At 67.1% G+C, this 2,763-nt stretch carries 5 protein-coding genes; 3 read left to right on the top strand and 2 right to left on the bottom strand.

Going from position 1 to position 2,763, the window contains the following annotated elements:
* Positions 1 to 544 (bottom strand): AmmeMemoRadiSam system protein B (amrB, locus tag V7Q81_RS15565; RefSeq protein WP_333845151.1); only part of this gene is annotated, 544 nt, incomplete at its 3' end.
* A 66-nt stretch (positions 545 to 610) separates the two neighbouring features.
* Entirely contained in the window at positions 611 to 1,138 is a 528-nt protein-coding gene (locus V7Q81_RS15560; RefSeq protein WP_333845149.1) for an HPF/RaiA family ribosome-associated protein, read from the bottom strand.
* 208 nt (positions 1,139 to 1,346) lie between these two features.
* Here V7Q81_RS15560 and ispD point away from each other — a divergent pair, with 208 nt between their 5' ends.
* From ispD to V7Q81_RS15545, 3 genes are all read left to right on the top strand, one after another.
* Positions 1,347 to 2,045 (top strand): 2-C-methyl-D-erythritol 4-phosphate cytidylyltransferase, encoded by a 699-nt coding sequence (ispD, locus tag V7Q81_RS15555; protein WP_333845146.1) that lies wholly within the window; start codon positions 1,347 to 1,349, stop codon positions 2,043 to 2,045.
* Complete coding sequence (ispF, locus tag V7Q81_RS15550) at positions 2,042 to 2,518, top strand: 2-C-methyl-D-erythritol 2,4-cyclodiphosphate synthase (RefSeq protein WP_333845143.1); 477 nt, start codon at positions 2,042 to 2,044, stop codon at positions 2,516 to 2,518. The genes ispD and ispF overlap by 4 nt, the downstream gene beginning before the upstream one ends.
* On the top strand, positions 2,515 to 2,763 hold a 249-nt coding region (locus V7Q81_RS15545; RefSeq protein WP_333845141.1), incomplete at its 3' end, for a 2'-5' RNA ligase family protein. The genes ispF and V7Q81_RS15545, both read left to right, overlap by 4 nt.

The raw sequence follows: 2,763 nt of genomic DNA, 5'->3' as shown, positions 1-2,763 counted from the left end.
CGATCAGGGTCTCCGCCCCACCCCAGATCGTCTCCAGCACTTCTGCCCCTTCCTCGGCGGAGGCCGCCCCCACCACCAAGGGCACCAGGGTGAAGCTGTCGAACACGGTCTGGAGAAAGGGGAGCTGCACCTCCAGGGAGTGCTCCCAGGCGTGGGCCTCGGCGCTCTCCACCACCTGGGGAAGGCGCAGCAGACGGGCCCGTGCCGCTGGGTCCACCTCCACCGTCCCCAAGGGGGTGGCGAAGCGTTGCGCCCCGGGAAGGGCGACCCCCCGCACCGGCACGCGGTGACAGGGGCCCAGTAAGACGACACGCTTGACCCGGTCACGGCCTTCCTGCAGCCGCGCGTAGGCCGAGGCTGCCACCGGTCCAGAGTAGATATAGCCCGCATGGGGAACGATCAGCGCCTTGGGGAAGGGCTCCGATTCCCCGCGCGGGGCGCGCCGCCGCGCTTCCGCAAGCAGGGTATCGACCGCGCGGGAAAGCGTCGGCGCATCCCCGGGATAGAAGGTACCGGCTACCGCTGCCGGGCGCACGGACATCATGGATTCTCCATTACCGATGATTTAATGGGGCCAAAAGCATCGCCCATCAAGCGGGGGTCAAGCTGATCAACGGGCGCTCACTCGTTTGGCCTGCCAGCCTTCCTTGGCCGGCTCGGCCAGGAAGCGGACTGGTGAGCCTACTTCCAACCGGTCGAAGTCCGTGTTGACCACGTTCTCCCGATGGAAGTAGAGCTCCCGCCCGTCGTCTGCTTCGATAAACCCATAGCCGTCGGGGAACAGCCGCGCCACATGGCCTGAGCCCTCGGGTTCGTGGGTTTTGACCTCTCCCCGGAGGCGCCGGGCGTGGGATTCCAGTTGCCGCCGGGCGGCATCGAAAGCGTCCCGCAACGCCACATAGACGTCCTCGGCCGCATGGCGGGTAACCACCAGCAAGTCTCCCGGGACCTTGAGTTCCAATCGCACGCTGAACAAGCGCCCCTGATGGCGATGCTTGGCATCCAGCTCCACGTAGACCTGGCAACCCACCAGATGGGGATGGAACTGCTCCAGCTTCTCGGCCTTGCTCCGGATATGCGCTTCCAGGGCGGGCGACGGGGGCACGTCCAGGAACGTGATTCTCAAGGGTTTTTCCATGAAAACCTCCTCGTTCTGACACACGTCCGCACCGCGGCGGTGACGGCTCCACCCGACTGGAGGAAAGAAGTCGGACCGGGGCGGGAACCGACCGGTGCGAGCGGCTTCTCGGGTGCTCTCCCTTCCATCTTAGTTGATGGGTTCGACGGCGGCGCTCCTGGAATGGAGAGCTCGCTGCCCCCTAAAGTGGTTCCGGTAGAATGATGCGATGCCGACATTCGTGGCTTTGGTGCCCGCCGCTGGCGCAGGCTTGCGCATGGGGCAGGCAGTACCCAAGCAGTATCTTCCCGTGGCGGGGCAGCCCCTGATCCGCCATGCCCTGCAAGCCCTCAGCCAATGCAGCTTTCTCGCCGCGATTCACGTGCTGCTCTCGCCCGATGACGCCTTTTGGGACCGCTTCGATTGGCGCGATTTCGGGCAACGCCTGCGGGTGCTGCGCTGCGGCGGCGCGACCCGGGCTGAGACGGTGAACCGGGGCCTCCAGGCGCTGCGTGGCGAGCTCGAGGAGACGGACTGGGTGCTGGTCCACGATGCCGCCCGTCCCTGCCTGAAGCCTCTGTGGGTGGAGCGGCTCGCCCGGGAGCTCGGGGAGGATGAGGTGGGGGGATTGCTGGCCATTCCGGTATCCGATACCCTCAAGCGGGCCGATTCCCAGGGCCGGGTGCTCGCCACCGAGCCCCGAGAAGGGTTGTGGCAAGCGCAGACGCCCCAGATGTTCCGCTATGGTCTCCTCTCTAGAGCCCTCGCGCTGAACGCCGCATCGGAAGTGACCGACGAGTCCCGGGCGGTGGAGATGCTGGGTCTCAAGCCCCGTCTGGTGCCAGGGGATGCGACCAACCTGAAAGTCACCTTTCCCCAAGACCTGGCGCTGGTGGAACGCCTCCTGAGCGAAGGCAAGACCCCATGAGGATCGGCCACGGCTTCGATGTGCACCCCCTGGTGACAGGCCGCCCCCTGGTCATCGGGGGAGTGACCATCCCCTTCGACCGGGGCCTGGACGGCCATTCCGATGCCGACGTGCTGCTTCACGCGGTGGCCGATGCCCTGCTCGGCGCTGCGGGCCTGGGGGACATTGGACGGCTTTATCCGGACAGCGACCCGGCCTACCGCGGCGCCGACAGCCGAGTGTTGTTGCGGGACGTGGCCCGGCGGCTCGCCGCTGCGGGCTTCCGGGTGGTCAACGTGGATGCCACCATCATCGCCCAAGCACCCAGAATGACACCCCACATGCGCCAGATGGTCGCCAACATCGCCCACGACCTGGGCGTCCCGGCGGATTGGGTGAATGTGAAGGCCAAGACCACCGAGGGGTTAGGGTTCACTGGACGAGTGGAGGGCATCGCCGCCGAGGCGGTGGCCTTGATCGCGCCCGAGCCGTGAGCGGCCTGCCTGCGCCGATCCCGCGGGATCGGCTGTTCTTCGCCTTGTGGCCGGATGAAGCGCTCGAGCGCCGGCTAGTGCGGCTGGTAGATCGGGTCGTGCTCGCTTGCGGTGGCCGGGGGGTTCCCGCCGGGAAGCTGCACCTGACCCTCGTCTTTCTCGGCGACGTGGAGCGGGAGCGCGTGGCGCCTCTGCGTGCCTTGGCCGCGTCGGTTGACGGCCCGCAGGTAGAGCTTACCCTGGAT

The organism is Pelomicrobium sp. (genome assembly GCF_036803785.1).
Classification (GTDB): domain Bacteria; phylum Pseudomonadota; class Gammaproteobacteria; order Burkholderiales; family UBA6910; genus Pelomicrobium.
The sequence above is the reverse complement of the archived record's forward strand: the minus strand, read 5'-3'. Positions and strand labels throughout refer to the sequence as shown.